General features: G+C 33.6%; 14 protein-coding genes. All 14 read right to left on the bottom strand.

The window, feature by feature from the left end; genetic code table 11:
- Nucleotides 1-81 precede the first annotated feature (81 nt).
- Nucleotides 82-2493: an endopeptidase La gene (gene lon, locus B6C84_RS04645; protein ID WP_086320407.1), complete on the bottom strand. Its 2412-nt coding sequence runs from the start codon at nucleotides 2491-2493 to the stop codon at nucleotides 82-84.
- 177 nt (nucleotides 2494-2670) lie between these two features.
- Nucleotides 2671-3936: an ATP-dependent protease ATP-binding subunit ClpX gene (gene clpX, locus B6C84_RS04650; RefSeq protein WP_065614377.1), complete on the bottom strand. Its 1266-nt coding sequence runs from the start codon at nucleotides 3934-3936 to the stop codon at nucleotides 2671-2673.
- 20 nt (nucleotides 3937-3956) lie between these two features.
- Nucleotides 3957-4559 carry an ATP-dependent Clp endopeptidase proteolytic subunit ClpP gene (gene clpP, locus B6C84_RS04655; RefSeq protein WP_280521903.1) on the bottom strand — a complete coding sequence of 201 codons (603 nt, stop codon included), beginning with the start codon at nucleotides 4557-4559 and terminating at the stop codon, nucleotides 3957-3959.
- 90 nt (nucleotides 4560-4649) lie between these two features.
- Nucleotides 4650-5951 carry a trigger factor gene (gene tig, locus B6C84_RS04660; RefSeq protein WP_086320409.1) on the bottom strand — a complete coding sequence of 434 codons (1302 nt, stop codon included), beginning with the start codon at nucleotides 5949-5951 and terminating at the stop codon, nucleotides 4650-4652.
- A 108-nt stretch (nucleotides 5952-6059) separates the two neighbouring features.
- The gene (gene lpxD, locus B6C84_RS04665; RefSeq protein WP_086320410.1) at nucleotides 6060-7088 is read right to left on the bottom strand and encodes a UDP-3-O-(3-hydroxymyristoyl)glucosamine N-acyltransferase; all 1029 of its coding nucleotides are present in this window, start codon (nucleotides 7086-7088) and stop codon (nucleotides 6060-6062) included.
- Nucleotides 7088-7576, bottom strand: a complete 489-nt coding sequence (locus tag B6C84_RS04670) for an OmpH/Skp family outer membrane protein (protein WP_034903430.1) — start codon at nucleotides 7574-7576, stop codon at nucleotides 7088-7090. The genes lpxD and B6C84_RS04670 overlap by 1 nt, the downstream gene beginning before the upstream one ends.
- Before the next feature lie 39 nt (nucleotides 7577-7615).
- Nucleotides 7616-10039: an outer membrane protein assembly factor BamA gene (gene bamA, locus B6C84_RS04675; RefSeq protein WP_086320411.1), complete on the bottom strand. Its 2424-nt coding sequence runs from the start codon at nucleotides 10037-10039 to the stop codon at nucleotides 7616-7618.
- Between the two features lie 25 nt (nucleotides 10040-10064).
- A complete protein-coding gene (gene rseP / locus B6C84_RS04680) occupies nucleotides 10065-11429 on the bottom strand; it encodes an RIP metalloprotease RseP (RefSeq protein WP_342351589.1) in 1365 nt (454 codons plus the stop codon).
- Nucleotides 11401-12243 (bottom strand): phosphatidate cytidylyltransferase, encoded by an 843-nt coding sequence (locus B6C84_RS04685; protein WP_086320413.1) that lies wholly within the window; start codon nucleotides 12241-12243, stop codon nucleotides 11401-11403. The genes rseP and B6C84_RS04685 overlap by 29 nt, the downstream gene beginning before the upstream one ends.
- Nucleotides 12243-12968 (bottom strand): undecaprenyl pyrophosphate synthase, encoded by a 726-nt coding sequence (locus tag B6C84_RS04690; RefSeq protein WP_034903310.1) that lies wholly within the window; start codon nucleotides 12966-12968, stop codon nucleotides 12243-12245. The genes B6C84_RS04685 and B6C84_RS04690 overlap by 1 nt, the downstream gene beginning before the upstream one ends.
- A 46-nt stretch (nucleotides 12969-13014) precedes the next feature.
- Entirely contained in the window at nucleotides 13015-13647 is a 633-nt protein-coding gene (gene crp, locus B6C84_RS04695; protein ID WP_034903327.1) for a cAMP-activated global transcriptional regulator CRP, read from the bottom strand.
- Between the two features lie 84 nt (nucleotides 13648-13731).
- Nucleotides 13732-13938: a YheU family protein gene (locus B6C84_RS04700; protein ID WP_086320414.1), complete on the bottom strand. Its 207-nt coding sequence runs from the start codon at nucleotides 13936-13938 to the stop codon at nucleotides 13732-13734.
- 176 nt (nucleotides 13939-14114) lie between these two features.
- Nucleotides 14115-15257, bottom strand: a complete 1143-nt coding sequence (locus B6C84_RS04705; RefSeq protein WP_034903304.1) for a hypothetical protein — start codon at nucleotides 15255-15257, stop codon at nucleotides 14115-14117.
- Nucleotides 15258-15378: 121 nt separating this feature from the next.
- Nucleotides 15379-18090, bottom strand: a complete 2712-nt coding sequence (locus B6C84_RS04710; RefSeq protein ID WP_086320415.1) for an inverse autotransporter beta domain-containing protein — start codon at nucleotides 18088-18090, stop codon at nucleotides 15379-15381.
- Nucleotides 18091-18695 lie beyond the last annotated feature (605 nt).

Here is an 18695-nt window from a genome sequence, read left to right on the forward strand (position 1 = left end):
ATTCAATTAAAAGTCGATAAAAAAAGTCAACACACGGTTGACTTTTTCATTCATAAAACTCAAAAACATTAGCTAATAGGTTTATAATTTATTTATATTTTTGCTAGATTTTACGCTAGCTTTTCTTCTTTTAGCTTTTCCTATTACAGGTTCAATACCAAATGGATTGTTTTGTAAGGCGATAGTTAATACTTCATCAATCCATTTTACTGGTTTAATTTCGATTTCAGATTTCACATTATCTGGAATATCTTCAAGATCTTTGACATTATCAATAGGAATCAATGCTGTTTTTATACCACCTCTATGCGCAGCTAATAATTTTTCTTTTAATCCACCAATTGGTAATACTTCACCTCGTAAGGTTATTTCACCGGTCATTGCAACATCAGAACGAACAGGATTACCTGTTAAGGTCGAAACCAACGAGGTACACATAGCAATACCAGCACTTGGACCATCTTTAGGTGTAGCTCCATCAGGAACATGCACATGTATATCACGTTTTTCATAAAAATCGTTATTGATACCAAGTTTTTCTGCTCGTGAACGAACAACAGTCAGTGCTGTCTGAATTGATTCTTGCATCACATCACCAAGAGAGCCGGTGTAAGTTAATTTCCCCTTCCCAACTACACTTACCGATTCAATTGTCAATAAATCTCCGCCAACTTCAGTCCAGGCTAAACCAGTAACTTGACCGATTCGATTTTCACTTTCTGATTTGCCATAATCAAAACGTTGTACACCTAAAAAGTCTTTTAGATTGTCTTGGCTAATATTCACTTTATGTAATTTACTATTTAAAGCCAATTGTTTCACTACTTTACGGCAAATTTTAGCTATTTCTCTTTCTAAACTACGCACACCAGCTTCACGAGTATAATAGCGAATAATACCAATGATAGCAGAGTCATCAATATCTATTTCTTTGGCTTTTAAGCCACTGTTAGCGATCTGTTTAGATATTAAATGTTGTTTAGCTATATTTAATTTTTCATCTTCAGTATAACCAGACAGTCTAATGACTTCCATCCTATCAAGTAACGGGGCAGGGATATTCATTGAATTAGCCGTTGCCACAAACATTACGTCAGATAAATCATAGTCTACTTCTAAATAATGATCATTAAATGCATTATTTTGTTCTGGATCTAGTACTTCAAGCAATGCAGACGCTGGATCACCTCGCATATCAGAAGCCATTTTGTCGATTTCATCTAATAAAAATAGTGGATTTTTAACTCCAACTTTAACCATACGTTGGATTAATTTACCTGGCATGGATCCAATATAAGTTCTTCTATGGCCACGAATTTCCGCTTCATCACGAACACCACCTAAAGCCATACGCACATATTGTCGACCAGTTGCTTTTGCAATAGATTGGCCTAGAGATGTTTTACCAACCCCTGGAGGTCCAACTAAGCATAAAATTGGACCTTTTACCTTATTAACTCGCCCCTGTACAGCTAAATATTCCAATATTCTGTCTTTTACACGCTCAAGCCCATAATGATCTTTATCTAAAACCTTTTGCGCAGCTTGGATATCTTTTTTTACTTTACTACGTTTATGCCAAGGCAACTGTAGCATCCAATCGATATAACCTCGAACAACAGTTGCTTCAGCTGACATAGCAGGCATCATTTTAAGTTTATTAAGTTCGGATAGCGTTTTTTCCTTGGCCTCTTGAGGCATTTTTGCCTTAGAAATTTTTAAGTTTAACTCTTCAAATTCATCAGGTTTATTATCTATATCACCTAGTTCTTTATGGATTGCTTTAATTTGCTCATTCAGATAATACTCTTTTTGAGCCTTTTCCATCTGTTGTTTAACTCGCTGACGAATATTCTTTTCTACTTGCAACAAGTCTATTTCAGCTTCCATTAATGAAATAAGTAATTCAAAACGTTTTTCTAAATCAGCTGTAACCAAAATATCTTGTTTTTGCTCAACTTTTATAAATAAGGTTGCGGCGATGGAATCCGCAAGTTGTGATGGTTCTTTTATAAGATGAATAGAATCAACAACTTCTTGTGTTACTTTTTTATTAAGTTTGGCATAATCATCAAAGTTTGACAATAGTACTCTTGTCATTGCTTGATTGATTTTATCTGTTTTTTTCGACTCTTTTAATGGTTTGATATCTGCTATTAAAAAGTCATCCTCTTTTCGTTCAACTATATCACCTATCTTAGCTCGAGTAACCCCTTCAACCAGTACTTTCACAGTTCCATCTGGTAATTGAAGTAATTGTAAGACATTAGCTACTGTCCCCACTTCATATAAATCTTCAACATTTGGTTCATCTTGAGAAGGATGCTTTTGCGTAACAAGAAAAACTTGCTTATCCATTTCCATCGCACTTTCTAAGCAACGAATTGATTTATTTCGACCGACAAAGAGAGGAATCACCATATGAGGAAATACAACAACATCACGTAATGGTAAAATAGGCATAATCATTTGTTTAGTTTGTTTTGTCTTCATTTTATTCTCTCGGTAGTACAAACTTATCTGTCTTATATTGGGGCCATTTTAAGATATTCAAGCTTATCCTTTGATGTTTTAAATACGGTAAGTGCTCTTTCAAAGCACATCCGTATCTTAGCGAACTGAACATTAACTGCGATTTGTCTGCTTAAAAAAGACATATTGGTTTATCTATTAAGCTGACAATTCTGTATTTCCACTATAAATTAATTTAGGTGATTGCAACTGTTCAACAGTTTCTTTATCAACAAGGACTTTTTTTACATTATCCATTGATGGTAAGTCATACATTGTATCTAACAATATATTTTCCACGATTGAGCGTAATCCTCTAGCACCTGTTTTGCGTTTCATCGCTTTTATGGCAATTGCCTCTAAAGCCTCTTGTGTGAATTCTAGTTCTACACCGTCTAATTCTAATAATGCATTAAATTGTTTAGTTAAGGCATTTTTAGGTTCAGTCAATATATTGACTAAAGCATCTTTATCTAGTTCCGATAAAGTTCCAATGACAGGTAATCTACCAATAAATTCAGGAATTAAACCAAATTTGACTAAATCTTCTGCTTCAATTTGCGCTAGTAATTCAGACTCTGTTGCTTTATTTTTGCTACTTTTTACATCTGCACCAAAACCAATACCAGTATTGGTAGAAACTCGATTTTCAATAACTTTATCTAAGCCACTAAAAGCACCGCCACAAATAAAGAGAATCTTTGAAGTATCAACTTGTAAAAACTCTTGTTGTGGATGCTTACGCCCACCTTTGGGAGGAACCGATGCTACTGTTCCTTCAATTATTTTTAACAATGCTTGCTGTACCCCTTCACCAGATACATCTCGCGTGATAGATGGATTATCTGATTTTCTTGAGATTTTATCTATTTCATCAACATAGATAATTCCTCGTTGAGCTTTTTCTACATCATAATCACAACTTTGTAATAATTTTTGAATAATATTTTCAACATCTTCACCAACATAACCTGCTTCGGTTAAAGTTGTTGCATCCGCCATAGCAAAAGGAACATCTAAAAAGCGCGCTAATGTTTCAGCTAATAATGTTTTACCACTACCAGTTGGACCTATTAATAAAATATTACTTTTACCTAACTCTACATCACTACGTGTAGAATAACTACGCAAGCGTTTATAATGATTATAAACAGCCACAGATAATACTTTTTTTGCTCGTTCTTGACCAATGACATATTCATCAAGATGGTCGCGTATTTCATGAGGAGTTGGCAATGGTTTACTTATAAATTCTTCATGAGAAAGAAAATTTTTGGTCTCTTCTTTTAAAATATCATTACACAAACCAATACATTCATTACAAATATAAATAGATGATGGCCCAGCAATTAGTTTACGGACTTCATGCTCACTTTTACCACAAAAAGTACAATAGAGTAATTTTTCTGAGTTTTCTTTATCCACTTTTTTCCACCTATTTAGTTTTAAGATCGTTTACTGTATATGGCGTCAACCAATCCATATTCAACTGCTTTCTCAGCTGACATGAAATTATCACGATCTGTATCCTTCTCAATTACCCTAATATCTTGTCCGGTATGTTTTGCCAAAATATTATTTAATCGACTTTTTACCTGTAATATTTCTTGAGCATGAATTTGAATATCAGATGCTTGGCCTTGAAAACCACCCAAAGGTTGATGAATCATAACACGTGCATTCGGTAGACAGTAACGTTTACCTTTAGTTCCTGCGGTCAAAAGTAGAGATCCCATTGAGCATGCTTGTCCTAAACAGATAGTACTTACATCTGGTTTTATAAACTGCATTGTGTCATATATAGCCATACCAGCAGTTACAACTCCACCAGGAGAATTAATATATAAGTAAATATCTTTTTCAGGATTTTCTGCTTCAAGAAAAAGCATTTGAGCTATTATTAGATTCGCCATATTATCTTCAACTTGTCCAGTCAAAAATATAATTCTTTCTTTTAATAGTCGTGAGTAAATGTCATAAGCTCTTTCTCCTCGAGAGCTTTGCTCAACAACCATTGGAATCACACTCATGCATGGTTCTAAAGGCATTTTCATCTCCTAATTAAACAAAATAGCCCAAACAGTTAATCCTTATTTGGGCTTTATAGAAATTTTTAATTAAATAAAATAACAAATTGCTTATGCAACTTGCTGATTCATTAATTCAGAAAACGAATAGGTTTTCTCTGTTACTTTAGCACTAGCTAATAATAAATCAACTACTTGATCTTCTAGCGCAACAGAACGGATATTATCCATTGCTTTCTTATCTTTGTGGTAATAATCTACTACTTCTTTTGGATCTTCATAAGCTGTTGCAATTTCATCGATTAATGATTGAACTTTAGTATCATCAGCTTGTAATTTATTACTTTCAATAATTTCACTAAATAGCAACCCAACTAATACTCGACGTTTTGCTTCTGCTTCAAATAACTCTTTAGGAAGATCCATTGCTTGTTTAGCATTACCACCAAAACGAGTTACCGCTTGTTGACGTAACACATCTACTTCTCTATCAATTAAAGCCGCTGGCACTTCAATATCGTTATTTTTAACTAAACCATCAATAGCTTGTGATTTAATTTTATTACGAATTGTAGCATTAAGTTCTCGTAACATATTTTTGCGCACTTCTGCACGTAAACTATCAACAGTTCCATCAGCAATACCAAATCTTTTAACCACATCTTCAGTAAGTTCTGGAAGTTCAAGTTCTTCAACTTTCTTAAGTGTAGCAGCAAATACCGCAGGTTTACCTTTTAAATTTTCAGCATGATAGTCATCTGGGAAAGTAACATTGATATCAAATTGATCACCGGCTTTATGACCAATAATTGCATCTTCAAAACCAGGAATCATACGACCTTGTCCTAAAACAAGTGCAAAATCATCAGCTTTACCACCTTCAAATTCATCACCGTCAACTTTACCTAAAAAGTCGAGAGTAACACGGTTTTGTTCTTTAGCTTCTTGTTCAACAACTTTCCAAGCTCCCTGTTGTTTACGCAAAGTTTCAATCATTGTGTCAACATCTGCATCAACAATTTCGGCAATCGGTTTTTCAACTTCGATCTTATCTAAATCTTTAATTTTGATTTCAGGATAAACTTCAAACTCAACAGTAAATGTATAATCTTCACCATCTTTATATTCTTTTGGAGTATATACCGGTGCACCAGCTGGGTTTAATTTTTCTTGAATAATAGCATCGACAAAATTACGTTGCATTAAATCGCTTAAAGCATCCTGTAAAATAGAAGCACCATAGCGTTGTTCAACAATTTTTAAAGGAACCTTTCCTTTACGAAAGCCATCGATACGAACTTTTTTAGCAGTATTTAAAAGTTCTTTATTAACCGCTTTAGTGATATCTTCTGATTTAATGGTAATTGATAAACGACGACCTAAACCTTGTGTTGTTTCTACCGAAACTTGCATCTTTATACCTCGAAATTATTAAATATATTTGCTCATAATTATATTATAAACAATAATTGAGCTAATTAATTTTACAAAATAGGAAAGCATTATACCGACCGTAATCGACTACGTCGAGATATTTAACTGCTTCTTCTCAAGTGCTTTCAAACGTTTATTCATTTCATCAATATGTAATACTAATGAAGCTGTTTTACGCCATACTTTATTTTGTTGTAAAGGGATTCCCGATGAATATACACCAGGTTCGGTAATTGGGCGCATTACCATTCCCATTCCTGTCACTGTAACTTGATCGCAAATTTCCATATGCCCATTAATAACGCTAGCACCACCAATCAAACAATGACGACCAATAGTTAAACTTCCAGCCATGATTACACCACCGGCAACAGCAGTATGATCACCAATAATATCGTTATGAGCTATTTGGCATTGATTATCAATAATAACACCATTGCCGATAACAGTATCATCTAGAGCACCACGATCTATGGTTGTTGATGCACCAATTTCAACATTATTACCTATTACTACTCGACCTAGTTGAGGAATTTTTATCCATTTACCTTTATCATTAGCATAACCAAATCCATCTGCACCTATTACAGTTCCTGATTGGATTAAGCAATTTTCACCAATAACACAGTTATGATATATAGATATATTAGCCCATAGTTTAGTGCCTGCTCCAATAACTGTATCCTTACCAATAAAACAACCGGCACCGATAATACAATTATCACCAAGAACTACACCACTTTCAATAACAGCATTAGCTCCAACAGCAACATTGTTACCTAATTGCACTGTAGGATCGATAACTGCTGAATCAGCAATTTCTTTAGCGGGTAAAGGAGTTGTATCCAAAATTTGGGCTAATTTTGCATAACATAGGTAGGGATTTTTTACTATTAAAGCTGCCCCATTCCAATACTTAAGACTTTCTTCAGTCATGACAACAGCAGATGCATTACAGCTAGATAAATTATTTTGGAATTTCTTATCAGACAAAAAAGTTATTTGGCCTTCAGTGGCGCTTTTCATTGATGCCACACCAGTGATGATTAATTCACCATCACCGTGTAACGTAGCACCCAACTGTTCAGCTAATTGCTCTAAACGAAAAGCAAACATTAATTTTTAACCTTTTCCAAAACTTTATTTGTAATATCAACAGCATCTGAAGCCGATAAAGTTGCTTCAGCTTTTAATATTAAATCATATTTTTCTTCTTCAACAATTTTTTTAACTACTTCTTGAATTTTAGTTAATAATTTACTTGCTTCTTCAGTTTCTCGTTTACGATAATCATTTGAAAACGCTTTTGCTTTATTTTCAAAATCAGAAATAGTTTTATTCAATTTTGTTTTTTCAGAAGAAGATAAAGTTAAACCATCTTTCTTTAAACGTGCTGCCGCATCATTAGCTTTCTTCTCTTCTTGCTGTAGTGTTTTCGCTCTAGCTTCGAATTCTTTATCTAAAGCCTTTCCAACTGTTTCTCGTTGTGGCATTTGTTGTAATACAGACATAACATCAATAACACCAATTTTAATTTCGGCATTCGCTGCGCCAGTAAAAAGTAATGCAACACTAAGACCAAGAACAGATATAATTTTTTTCACTTTATTCACCTATATATTTTAGTTATTCACAACTTGGTATTACCATGTTGAACCTATATTAAATTGAAATTGTTGCGCCGAATCGCCATTATATTTCTTAAGTGGTTGTGCATAAGAAAATACCAATGGACCTAATGGAGACATCCATTGAACAGCAAGACCAGCTGACATTCTAATATCTGATGGGGAACTATAATCAGGAACATTTTTTCCCTTTAGATCCCATTCCGTATCCCAAACAGTACCGGCATCAAAAAATACTGATGTTCGAATACTATCGGCATATTTTTCACTGGCAAATGGTGTTGGAACAACCAATTCTGTGCTAGCAAATGCTAGAGCATTACCCCCGATCGCATCTTTAGATTTTTCACATCTGGATGTATCATTTAGTGTCCTACAACCATATTTATCAAAATATACTGCTTTAGGGCCAACAGTATTTGATTTAAAACCACGTAAAACAGTTGAACCACCAGCATAGAAGTTTTCATAAAATGGTAACTCTTTACCACCAAATCCACCGCCATAGCCTAATCGACCTCGTGCTAGGAACACCCAATTATGATCTCCGTCAATTGGATAGTAATAAGATGCATCAGTAACCATCTTATAGTATCGATTATCAAAGACAGGTGCTGTCGCTTTTATATTTGCTGTTAATTTTAGACCATCAGTAGGAAAGTACCCCCGGTCTAACGAGTTATATGTCCAATAAGCATTTAATAATAGATCGTTGGTATCATATGAAAAAGATTTACCTTTATTTTCCATATTTTCACCCATGGATTCAAAATAGCGCCACATATTATATTGCGCATTCATATCAGTTAATCGATGGTTAGCAAATTCTGTGCCAAAGCGGAGAAAATTATTTTCACTTATTGGGAAACCTAAATTAGCTGTAGCGCCCCAAGTTTTACTTGAATATTCTGATTCATCATCATCGCTATCAGTTTTATAAGTATTGTAATAAACACTACCGCCTAAACTGACACCATCAACCGTAAAATATGGGTCTACTATCGATATTGATGCTGTCTTATCATTGCTAGTAGTATTAATATCAAAAGAAACACTGTTACCTGTGCCTAACCAGTTATCTTGTGAAATACCTGCATTAAAACTGACACCACTATCAGAACCAACACCAATACCAAATTTAATACTACCTGTATTTCGCTCGGAAACTTTATAAATAATATCAACTTGATCATCTACTCCCGGAACACGTTCAGTATTTGCTTCTACCGAATCAAAAAATCCAAGTCGATTTAAACGATCTTTACCTAGTTCAACCAAACCATTACTTAACCATGAGCCTTCCATCTGACGAAGTTCACGACGAACGACACTTTCACTAGTAATTGTATTTCCGACAACCTTAATATTACGGACATAGAAACGTTGTCCAACATCAACTAATACTATTAATTTAACGGTATGTGATGCATCATCCATTTCTGGTTGAATAGCAACTTGTGGGTAAGCATAACCAAAATTAGCTAACAAACGTTTAACATTATCTTCAATATCAGTAATTTTTTTACCATTATAAAGTTCCCCAACAGTCAGTTTTTCTTTGGCTATTTTAGTTATTGCCTCTTTATGACCAGCAAAGTTACCTTTAAAATCCAATTCTGATAATTTATATTGTTCACCTTCATGGATGTTAATAGTTACATAAATACCTTTTTTATCTGGCGTTAAACTAACTTGTGTAGATTCAATATTGAAACGTGCATAACCTCGATTTAGATAAAAGCTTTGCAATTCATCTAAGTCAGATGCTAATTTTTGTTTTTGATATTTACGATCACCTAACATATTCCACCAAGGAACCTCATCACGTAACGTAAAACGAGAAATCAGTTCTTCTGATGAAAATGCTTTTGCACCAACAATATTGATTTGATCAATTAACGCCGATTTACCTTCAGCAATAACTAATTTTAGATCAACACGATTGCGAGATAATGGCGTAACTACAGCTTTAATTTGAGCATTATATTTACCAACACTGTAATAAAAATCCTCTAAACCTTTTTCAATACCTGAAAGCATAGTGCGATCTAATGCATCACCTTCTCGAATACCAGTACTATCTAAATTCTTCTTCAACATATCATCTTTGACAGATTTATTGCCAGAGAAAGTAATGCTAGCAATAGTAGGACGTTCTTGCACATGTACAATCAATCTGTCACCATCTCTTGATACGGTTATATCATCAAAATTACCACTTGAGTAAAGAGATTTAATAATACGGCCTAAGTCAGCTTCATTGACATAGTCACCAACTTGGATTGGCATTTCAAGCATAGCTGCGCCAACAGTTACACGCTGTAGCCCCTCAAACTTGATATCTTTAACTACAAAATCATCAACACAAAATGCATTGGAACTATATACTGCTGTAGTACTAAACAGCAAAGATGCTATAAGTAAGTTTTTTATTTTCATCGTATATATTTATAACCTCATCCCATTACAATCGTAAAATATCATTAAATAGTGCAATTCCCATTATTACCATTAATAAAACAAATCCGATACGAAAAAAACGCTCTTGTGCTTTATTTGATAAGGCATTTCCTTTTATTCCTTCAAATAATAAAAAAAGAAGCTGCCCGCCATCTAACATTGGTAATGGAACAAGATTGATTACACCTAAGCTTATACTAATAAAAGCCAGAAAATATAAGTAAGGAGTAAAACCATAACTTGCTGTTTGCCCTGCGCTTTTTGCTATTGTTATCGGTCCTGATAAGTGTTTAAGACCAATAACACCTGTTACTAATTGATAAAGAGATCGAACTGTTAACTTTGTTGTTAATATAGTTTGTTCCATCGCCTTGTCAAATCCATTTAAAAAACTATACTGCTTAATTACCGAATCAGATGTCGGATAAAATCCCGCAACCCCCTCTCCATTTTGATTTATTTTGGGTGTCAGCGTCAGATTGATATCTTTACCATTACGATCCACTTTCAATACCATGATTTCGGCTTTTTTTATTGTATTCGCAAAATCACTCCAATTTGTATATAAGTGATCATTATAACTGATAATTTTATCACCAACTTGCAAACCAGCTTTTTCAGCAGCCGAATCTGTCACAATTTTACTCACAATTGGATAAATTTCCAACTGTTTAGGTATAAAACCAAAAGCTGTTATAGCAGAATCTTTCTCAATATCAAAATACCAATCGTTAATATTAACATTTTTAATGATTTCTTTTTGGTTACTATCACCATTAGAACTATCAATATATGTAATATTAACGTTTTGATTGCCTAACGCAGTAATTAATGCAATATTTACATCATTCCAACTATAAATTTTTGTATTATCTATCATTTTTAACTCTGAATTAGCTGGAATGTTCAATGTTGCAGCCGGAGTTAAAGGTATAACATTTTTTACTTTAACGGGGTACTCAATGACTCCCATCAAAAAAATAATCCAATAAATAAGCACTGCTAAAACAAAATTGGCAAATGGACCAGCAAAAATAATTGCTGCTCTTTGCCATAGTTTCTTTTTGTCATAGGCAAATTTTTCAAAATTGGGAGCTAATTCGCTAGCTCGACTATCAAGCATTCTAACATAGCCACCTAGTGGAATCATAGCAATAACTAACTCTGTTCCACTTGAAAACTTATGCGCCCATATTTTTTTTCCAAACCCAATCGAAAAACATTCAACATGGACCTTGCATAACCTAGCCACATAGAAATGTCCAAACTCATGTACAGTGACTAATATACTGATAGTAATAAGAAATAATAACAGTGACCAGAGCAAAATCAATAACCTTTTAAAGTAAATGTAAAGATAGTGCCGCAAATATTGGAACTGCAGCAGTTAAACTATCAATCCGATCTAAAATACCGCCATGTCCAGGAATAATATTACCACTATCTTTAATGCCTGCTTCTCGTTTAAACATACTTTCAGTTAAATCACCTAATACTGAAACTAAAATAGCTAACAAAGAACTCAATATAAAAGTTATGAAACTAATTTGGAAATAACCGGTTAAATAAACAAACACACTAATCAAAATGGCTGAACTAATTCCACCTAAAAAGCCCTCTATCGTTTTCCCTGGTGATACTTTTGCCGCCAATTTTCGTTTACCTATCGCTCTACCAACGAAATATGCACCGGTGTCGGTTGCCCATACTAACACAAATACATATAGCAACCAAACAGCACCTGTATAAGTATTAAATATATAATTAATTGACCTAAGCTCAATCATACCGACAAAGAAAGGAAACAGTGTAAAAAAAGCAAATAATAATTTAATAATCAGTGAATTAGACCAGTATTTTACTGACTTTGGATAACCAATAACCAATAAAAATGCAACTAACCACCAAATAATCGATAAACAAATTATATAATTAAATAATCTATATTTTATTAATGCTGTATTTGGAATTAGATAAACTAAACTTAATAACATTACAACAGAAAATGTAAAAACAATTTTATGTAATGGTTTAGTCATAGCTAGAAAATTAGTCCATTCCCATGCAGCTATTCCACAAACAGCGATAACTAGATAAGAAAATATTGATAATGGCGCAAAAAACAAGGCAATAATTACCAGTGGAATAAGTATTAGTGCAGTTAGAATACGGTGAATTAACATTAAATTTCCTCATTTTGAACACCGCCGAAACGTCGTTCTCTAGTATTAAATACGTCTATCGCTTCATCGAAGGATATTGAGTTAAAGTCAGGCCAAAGTGTGTCGGTAAAATAGAATTCTGCATAGGCACTTTGCCATAATAAAAAGTTACTAATTCGATACTCACCACCAGTACGTATAACTAATTCAACTTCAGGCAAATCACTCATGCAAATGGTTGTGGCAAAACTATCCTCATTAATATCTTCAAGTTTTATCTCTCCTTGCAAAACTTTAGTCGTCATTTTTTGTGCTGATTGTACAATATCCCAACGACCACCGTAATTAGCCGCAATATTGAGAATAAGGCCGGTATTATTTTGTGTTAAGCATTGAGCATCAATAATCAGTTTTTGAAGATGTTCATTAAACTTTGAAATATCACCAATAATATTTAAACGAACGTTATGTTTATTTAACTTTTGGATTTCTCGATTTAAAGCATAAATAAAAAGTGATATTAAAGCTGAAACTTCATTTGATGGTCGCTTCCAATTTTCACTACTAAAAGCATATAAAGTTAGTACTTTGATATTTAGTTTTGCTGCATGAGTGACAATTTTACGAACCGCTTTTAAACCAGCTCGATGACCAATCGCCCTTAATTGATTACGTTGTTGAGCCCAACGACCATTACCATCCATTATAATAGCAACATGATTTGGGATGTATCTTTGTTGTGTCATTTAATATCTCGTAATATCTCAATCATTTTAATCATAATTTCGATAATCAACGGGTACCATAAACCACAATTGTTTTGCCATGTGCTGAAATCAAATGTTGGTCTTCAAGCATTTTTAAAATTCTACCCACTGTTTCACGTGAACAACCAACTATTTGACCGATTTCCTGACGGGTAATTTTGATTTGCATGCCATCTGGATGGGTCATTGCATCAGGCTGTTTGGTTAAATTCAATAAGGTTTGTGCAATTCGTCCAGCAACATCTAAAAAGGCTAAGTTGCTTACTTTTTCTGATGTCACTTGTAATCGACTTGCCATTTGACTAGCGAGACGCATTAAAATATCGGGATTAACTTGTACAAGCTGTTTAAATTTTTTATAAGAAATTTCAGCCACTTCACAACTTGTTTTCGCTTTTACCCAAGCACTACGCTCTGTGCCTTCTTCGAAAAGACCTAATTCACCTAAAAATTGATTTTGATTTAAATAAGACAAAATCATCTCATTACCTTCATCATCTTTAATTAATACAGCAACAGATCCTTTCAAAATATAATAGAGAGTTTCGGCTTTTTCTCCTTGATGAATAAGGGTACTTTTAGCTGGATATTTATGAATATGGCAATGAGATAAAAACCATTCTAATGTTGTATCTGATTGCTGTTTACCAATCATTATTCCGTCCTCTCCATTCAATTACTACAATGACACTATAACAAAGTTACACAATAAATCATATACTCAGTAAAACGATTTTAATCATTATTTAATAATTTTGATATCAATTGTTTCATGTAATTCAGACCAAAAAATTGCGGCAGTTCCATTAATTAAATGAAGTTTTACATCATTGACTTTATCTGCAAGTGTTTTTTCCTGCACACCATAATCGGTACCTTCTCGTAAAACAAAAGATTCAATAAGATTATTTAATATTTGAGGGTCAAGAGTCTGCCAAGGAATAATCATGGGTGTAATTATCGATTCGATTAATTATTGTATCAATTTAATACTTAGAAGTGCACAATTAAATATTATATTACGTAACACTTTTTATCCATTTAATTTAATTTGATTAAGCTTATTTTATTAAAAAAAACCACTCAATAGAGTGGTTTTTATCAATTTCATAACTAAATAGATAATTATCTTGCTATAACTTGAAGTTTGAAGCCTTGAATACCTGCTTTAGTCGTTGTTAAGGTATTATATAATGAGTTATGTTTAGTATTTGCTATCGTAGCAACATTGCCACCAGCTGCTTCTACCGCACCTAAGGCAATTGAATCACTAATACCAGCTGCAACTACACTATACACACCTGTAGTTAATGCATCTGCAGGTGCAGCTACACTACCTGTATTAGCACTAGAGGTACCGTAAAGATACCATGAGAAGCTATATGACCCAGTAATTATTCTATCAGTACCAGCAGTATTTGGTAAGCTATGATCCCCAGTAGTATTTCCATCCGTTATTTGCCATACAACAGCACCTAAACGATCACCATATTGTGGAACTGTTCGTTTCGCCCAGTCTGCATCACTAACTCCAGTTGGTCGAGCTGGTAAAGCAGCTGCTATATTTATATCCATGTCAAGTGTACCATCAGTTTTATATTTGAAAATACCAATTTTTGTACTTTGATCAGAGTAAATTGGTCCTACTGGGTTGTTAGGATCTGGGTCACCAGAACCAGTATTAGGAGCTGGTTGTTCGTTATCACCTAGTGTTTCTTGATGTTGAGGAGCTTGAGTACTCCAAATATCAGCAAGGTTTAACCATTCATTTACATTTGGATTACCAAATGAAGTTTTCTCTTGAAGTTGTAAACCAACTTTCACCGCACCAGCCATATCTTCAGTAATTTTAAAATATATATGACCTTGTTCACCAGTATTTTCATAGGTAAGTGAAGAAAGAGCACTAGTCACATTTGACCATGACACATCATCAGTAGTTTTATTAATCCATACTCTTAATGTGTCTTTGATTGCACCTGTTGTATCAATATCGCCATCTGAATCTTTTAAATTATAAAAGATATGAATATAATCACCAACTTTAGCTTTATTCTGGCTACCAGCAGCTGTACTACCATCAATAGTTTCGGTAATACGAATGGTAATAGCGCGTTCAATGTCATGATCTTTAGCGAAAATAACCGGTGCATTACCTTGTATTTCATTAACGGTTTCGCCCGTTATATCTACTGCGTAAGCACTACTTGCAGCATAACCAGCTAAGAATAAGCCTAATGCGACTTTTTTGATTGTTAGATTTTTCATGTTTAACTTCCTATTTTTCTTTGATAAATTAACATGTTGTATTTATATAAATACACCATTTTTTGGTGTTCCCTTTTGAATTATCAACGGTAATTTGTGATAATTCAAAAACTTTTTAACTTTAATAAGCAATAACTTGTAATAAGAAACCTTGGTCTCCAGCACATGCACTTTCAGGAATAGATACTTGCTGCCAATTCACGTGCTCAGGTGCACCTTCAACTTTTTCAATACTTGTACCAATAAACGCATAGCTATCTTCACCGTCGATATTACTGCCATTTACTGTTGATTTGATTCCTCGAATCTTATAACGTGCATTTTTACCCATACTCACATTAAACCATGGTCCATTTCGATAGTCAGGATTACCCAAGGCATTTTTAAGATTAACCGCTCTATTTCCAGGGCATGCGCTATCATTTGATCCAACAAGTGACCAGACAATAAATGGATCCTGAATTACGTTGTCAGCCAGATCATAAGCGACTACATAATATTCGGTATGAACTTTCCACTCATTTGGACCATTTGGATTAAATACTAGGTAAGGGCTATCATCAGTAGCTGCAACTAATGCATTATCTGAACTTCGATAAACTTCAAGTCTACCGGACTGACCACCATTAAAGTAAACAATCGCATGGTTTAAAGATTGGCCATATTGATTCAGCTTAGCTACAAAATCAACTGTACCAGTGATATTAGAAGCAACATTGATAGCATAAGTATCACCAATTACCTCTATATCTCTATTAGATATCTTTCGTCCCATCTTGATTTTTTCAAATGATTTAACAATGACACAAGGTTCTGCTGTCGGACAAGCTGTTATATTTCCAGTGGTTCCATCAATCAAATTAATTGGATTACCATTACTAGTTGCTACCCACAAATCGGTAACGGAAGCTTCAAACGAATTTCCAATACTATCCATTAAGATATTATCACTAAATCCATCATAATCAGTTAGGCCCCGAGTTTCTACGCCTTCTTTTGGTGTGACCAACGTAGCCATTAACGTAACGGTATCCCTACCATTCGCAGGATTGTGAACAGGAGCTGCACTTGGTCTACCATAAACATCAATAGCCCAAACGCCCACTTTGCGTAGTTCGTTATTAGGTAGAACCTCAAAAGAAACTGAGTTAGATGTTGCTGATCTTTTCCCCTTTCCATCAGTAACGGTTACCGATAAAGAATAAATACCATTGGTGCTAACTGGGGGGCGTTGACCATTTTTATCAAGATACTTTGGAGCAACTATTTTCCAATTATCAACACTTGCTGGAGGATTAAACCATGAAGAAGCGGTACAAGTTCCGATTGCCGAACATAAGAAACCACCACCATCATCGATATCTTGCATATTACCAGACCACACCAACTTGGATACACCTTTAGCATTATGCAAAGCTATAAAGATGTTAGATGTTGTACCTTCGATTATTTGAATAGATTCTAATCCTAAATCGACAGTCATTTTTTTCTCTTTATATTCAAGGACGATATAGTTGTTACGATCAACTAAATCATATCGACTGCCTTTTAAGGATCTTGCTGATTGGACCATATCTGGATCTAATTGATCTTTTAATGGCGTACCAATCCGATAATTCATGGTTAATTCTGCTGTAGTAGTTTTTTTATTATCTTGCCCGCGTTTATGTTGAGCTTTTATCGTGAAAAGCGGAACAGGAGTATAATCTAATCCAACTGTTATCGCTCGTGGATCTTTTTGTAAATTATCTTTACCAAACAATGCAACTTTATCACCAAAGTATTGTTCATACATTAGCGACCCACCTAGATGTGGATATTGTGGTAAATAACCTTGAAAACGGATATCAAAACCTTTAGCAGCTCTTTCTAAATATTCATCAAAATCTTTAGACTCTTTCCAGTCCGAGAGAGGATGATAATAGTTCACCGCGAATTTCATGTAATCACTCCATGCCTCGGCACCAATACCTAAACGATTATGTGCACGTTGAAAGTCGTGATCCAAAAAAACATTATAACCAAGTAACCATTTTTTATCGGCTACATCCCAACGTTGGCCAATACCAATATTACCTATACGGCGATTATGTTCATATTCTTGGAATGTAATTTGGCTAAAAATCAACATATCCTCAGTATCAATCCAAGGACTAAATAATTTTAAATTAACGTTATTAAATTGGCCTTTATCACTCAAATCAAACTGTAATTGAGCTGTCCCAAAACGACCTAAGAAATCTTGTGCTGCATTACGAACTGGGTCAACAATTTGCGTTTTAACGCCATTACGAACATAATTTTCAGCATAATCTTTACCTTTGTCTTTCAGATGTCCTGATATACCACCATTATCTGATGAAGTAATTTGCTTCCAATCTTGAGTAGCGAGAGTTTGTAATGTAGACGCCACTTGAGTAGCTAAAGCATCTTTATCTTGTTTTACATCATAATTATCGTCAGAACTTAATTTAGGTAAATTCGAATATTTATCTTTTTTATCATCATTAATTTTTATAGCAGGTAATAAAGGAGAATTTTCAGGCAGAACTAGACGCTCACCAATATCAACGACATCTTTCTTGTCAAATCGACCGGCATTCATCGCTCTTAGCTCTGAAATCGAAATACTACTTAACAACGCAATCTGATATAGGCTGCGCTGTTGATTATTTATCATCTCTCGAGCTTTAGTGCCATTTTTCAATTCAATTATCTTATTACTATCAACTGCATTTGAAGACGTCTCCGAGTCTGTAGCGTAAACAGGCTGTAGAGATAGTGTTGCAATCACGAAAGCTGAGATAATTTTTAAATTAAGACTCTTAGTCATCTTAATTATTCCTTATATTCCTCTGACAATATTACAATGTTTTTTCTGTTTTCTATCATTACTGCATTGTCATTAATAGTTGTAATTATTTATTGGTTTTTATATATTTTTTTAAATTACTTTTTACAAAATTAATATTTCTTTACAAAACAACCAAATTTATAAGGATTTTATTACAAAAAAGTAATTTATCAAAATATTTTATTTTATTTTTTGATTTTTTTTGTAAAGAATATTTTTATTATTATTTTTCATTAGGTTATATTGATACGATTTTGAAGGTAAATTAGCTTTTTAATTAATTTATTGAAAAATAACGTTTTTTATTAATAAATATATTCAAATTTTAAACTAATAAAATTGGTTAGTTTTTCAATAAATAAATCTGAAAAAATATTTCAGATTTATTTATTATAATCTTGTCATAATTTTACAAGATTAAATAATTGCTATTGTTCTTCGTTATAAATTTCAAGATTTTCAGATTCTTTAATTGATAAAGATGTTTTCGTTTCAGCTCTATTATTCTCTAATTGATTAAAATAATTATCATCAACATCTTCTGTAATATAATTGCCATTAAATACGGAACATTCTAAATGATG

The sequence above is a fragment of the Gilliamella apis genome (genome assembly GCF_002142155.1).
In the GTDB taxonomy this organism is placed as follows: domain Bacteria; phylum Pseudomonadota; class Gammaproteobacteria; order Enterobacterales; family Orbaceae; genus Gilliamella; species Gilliamella apis.

Coding starts and splice junctions, on each gene's coding strand:
- lon (WP_086320407.1), bottom strand. CDS start 2,493: ATGAAGACAAAACAAACTAAACAAATGATTATGCCTATTTTACCATTA.
- clpP (WP_280521903.1), bottom strand. CDS start 4,559: ATGCCTTTAGAACCATGCATGAGTGTGATTCCAATGGTTGTTGAGCAA.
- tig (WP_086320409.1), bottom strand. CDS start 5,951: ATGCAAGTTTCGGTAGAAACAACACAAGGTTTAGGTCGTCGTTTATCA.
- lpxD (WP_086320410.1), bottom strand. CDS start 7,088: ATGTTTGCTTTTCGTTTAGAGCAATTAGCTGAACAGTTGGGTGCTACG.
- bamA (WP_086320411.1), bottom strand. CDS start 10,039: ATGAAAATAAAAAACTTACTTATAGCATCTTTGCTGTTTAGTACTACA.
- B6C84_RS04685 (WP_086320413.1), bottom strand. CDS start 12,243: ATGTTAATTCACCGTATTCTAACTGCACTAATACTTATTCCACTGGTA.
- B6C84_RS04690 (WP_034903310.1), bottom strand. CDS start 12,968: ATGACACAACAAAGATACATCCCAAATCATGTTGCTATTATAATGGAT.
- B6C84_RS04700 (WP_086320414.1), bottom strand. CDS start 13,938: ATGATTATTCCTTGGCAGACTCTTGACCCTCAAATATTAAATAATCTT.
- B6C84_RS04705 (WP_034903304.1), bottom strand. CDS start 15,257: ATGAAAAATCTAACAATCAAAAAAGTCGCATTAGGCTTATTCTTAGCT.
- B6C84_RS04710 (WP_086320415.1), bottom strand. CDS start 18,090: ATGACTAAGAGTCTTAATTTAAAAATTATCTCAGCTTTCGTGATTGCA.